We start from the raw sequence: 2,906 nt of genomic DNA on the forward strand, positions 1-2,906 counted from the left end.
CTTCCATCAGCTTTATAACCATAACAACTGTCTGTATTAGCCTGACAACCAAGATAAGTGTTTTTATAAGCCGTTGCCCCTAAATTGGTCAGCACATTGGCGTGGATATCGGCATTTCCCCCTGCTTCTATAAGACTATAATGGTTGTCAATGTTATCGGCGTTAATGATGAGATTGCCGTGAGATTGTATCATCCCCTGAACCGTTGGTTTATGCGAAAGCCCTTGCGTGACAGTCTTTTCTGTCATGTGTGACCAGTTATTCCATTGATAGCGTTCTATATTACTGTTTGTCTTGTCATATTCCCAAGTAAATGCCTTATAGACTGTTCCATCTTTCAATGTTGCCGTACCATAGGTTCCTTCTTTGTTATTCCAAAGTTGCCAATCAAACAGAAAGTCTCGGGGACCTTCAAACCCAAACTCTCTATCAGAAAGACTTCCACTACCCCAACGATCCCAGCCCATATCGTGATATAAATTCCGTTCATTGAGTAAATAATACCCCTCTGGTTTTTGGAAAGAAATATCGCTATATTCCGTTTTTTCTGTGATGACAGGCGTGCTATCGGCTTCGTTTTTCAGGGTGTTGGTTTGGATATTTAAGTTTCCACCAGCTTGAATCAAGCCTGCTTTATTCACAAGGGAAAGGCTTTTTCCGCTGCCAGCCGCATTGGTAAAAAACAAATCACCCTCTGCCATTATGGCGCCAAAATCATTCAACAAAGCCCCATCAACTTGTAAAGCACCATTGCCCTTCACATAAATTAAACCCGTTTTGTTGTTGGTCACATCCCCCGTCACGCTAAAGACTAAATCCTGCCCCGATGCCAATTGACCACTATTTCCAAGCTCCCCCGTTTTGATCACGAAATCTCGTGCCGCTAAAACAGAAGTTGTCTCATCAACCATAACGCTTGGAGCAATAAAGAGAATATCTCCAGTCCCACCGCCATCTCTTACGGCTTGTAGCCGCGCATGGTGAATATCAAGAGCATTGGTGCTTTGAAAGTCTAAACCGCCATAAGCCAATTCGCTGCCCGAGACATCAATATGATCTGCAATTAAATACAGCGTTTGCGGCGTGTAAATATGAGAACGATTATTGCTTAAATCGAGAGTGTTTGCTGTCAATCTCACATCCCCCTCAGCAGACAACACATTCTCAACACTGATCTCTCCTGATACCGATGTCAATGTTGCACTGCCATAGCCTATGACCTGATCATAATAGATGTCGTTGCCTGCAAAAATTTCAATATTGCCACCACTGGCAATCTGCCCAACCTTCACCCCTTCTTTTGCTGTAATCAAAAGAAAGCCCTTTTCATCTAAAACAAGATCCCCTGAACCGCCCGTAGAAACGACACCTGTCATCAGTGTGCCTGCATCAAGGCTGCCAACCTTTAAAACAGCTTCTTCACCCGTCATCAGCGAAGAAAAGTCAACCGCCCCACCCTCAATATTTGCCTTGCCATAGGCTAAAAGTTGCCCAAAATGAACGGGAGCATTTGTTGCTGGTTGTGCTTGAATGGCAACATTTTGATGCGACAGAATTGTTTGAGAAACAGATAGCCCGTTATGAAAAACCAGGGTGATATCTCCTGCTCCATAAACACTTTCAGCAACAATCGCACCTTGACTGCTCTGGAGATCAACATCCCCTTGGGTGCCAAGAACAACAACACCAGCAGCACCCGTTGCCGCCATATCAACCCCACCGGCTAAAAAATGAGCTTGTATATCACCACCGGCATGCGCCTTGAGATTCCCTTGCGCTAAAACAATCCCCTCAAGCTTCAAGTTTCCGCCCGATTCAAGAGCCATATCAGCACCTGACCCTAGCCCTGAAACTTGAAGTGTCTGGCGCGAAGACAGCTCCATATTGCCCCCAGAGGTTGCCTTACCGGCAATCGATAAAAGCCCATCCTGCGCCTCTATCTTCAAATGACCATCAGCACCAACCGTTTCTAACGTCACATCCTTATGGGCGGCAATATCAATATGCTTTTTCGAGGTGATGTGTTTTGCCAATACGCTCTGGCTTTTCGATTTGAGGACAACACCCCCATGACCAAAAACATTCTTCAACGAGATTTTCCCGTCAGCAGAAAGATGCAACTGCCCCGCATTGGCTGCCATATCATGGCGCATGCGAACCCCAACACCTTTTTCTGTTGCCACAAGTTTTATTCTGTCCGCCTGTAGAGCCCCCAAAGCAGAACCATCTATCGCATATTCCGGTTTACCGGTAATATCGGTCAGTTCTTTCATTTCCCGTGAAGCATAATCAAAGTGACCCGTCCCTGCTGTCACACCAATTTCTCTGCCCGCAACAGCTCCTTCAAAATGCACTGTGCGTGAGACAATATCGACAATATCAACCGCTCCTTGACCAGAGAAAAAATTGGCTCCCTTAGCGCCAAAGGTAATATCCCCACCTCGCACCTCAAAGCCTTTCAAAAAACCGCTCGCATCAATTTCGGGAACACCTGTGGTTAAGGTCGCATGGGGCGTATTGATAAAGCCACAACCATCACAGCTTATCCCATTGGGATTGGCTATAATCACATCGGCGGGGCTCCCAAAAACCTCTCCTGGACCATGAAGCGCACTGCGCTTGCTGCTGGTCACTTCATTTAAAATCACTTTCGCTGAACCCGTGAAACGCAAATGCGGATTGCCCGGCATAATGCCCCCCAACTGCGATTGCCCTACTTCTTGCGCATGATTGTTCCAAATCACACCCGGATTTCCAATATTAAAATCGTTATATTTATTGTGCGATAAGCCCTTGCCATTGGGGGTAACAATATCAATCGAGGGAACTCCATTGGGCGCTGCCACTATATCTGGACGATGGGCGGCATTCGCGTTAGGATCCACAGTAATTTGCGCCTGTAACGC

General features: G+C 46.2%; 1 protein-coding gene. It reads right to left on the bottom strand.

Annotation, left to right across the window (positions count from 1 at the left end; all coding sequences use genetic code 11):
• Window positions 1-2,906 (bottom strand): filamentous hemagglutinin N-terminal domain-containing protein (locus tag ACFINW_RS09695; RefSeq protein ID WP_375674250.1); only part of this gene is annotated, 2,906 nt, incomplete at both ends.

The organism is Bartonella sp. AA18HLJMS (genome assembly GCF_042197245.1).
Taxonomy (GTDB): Bacteria; Pseudomonadota; Alphaproteobacteria; order Rhizobiales; family Rhizobiaceae; genus Bartonella.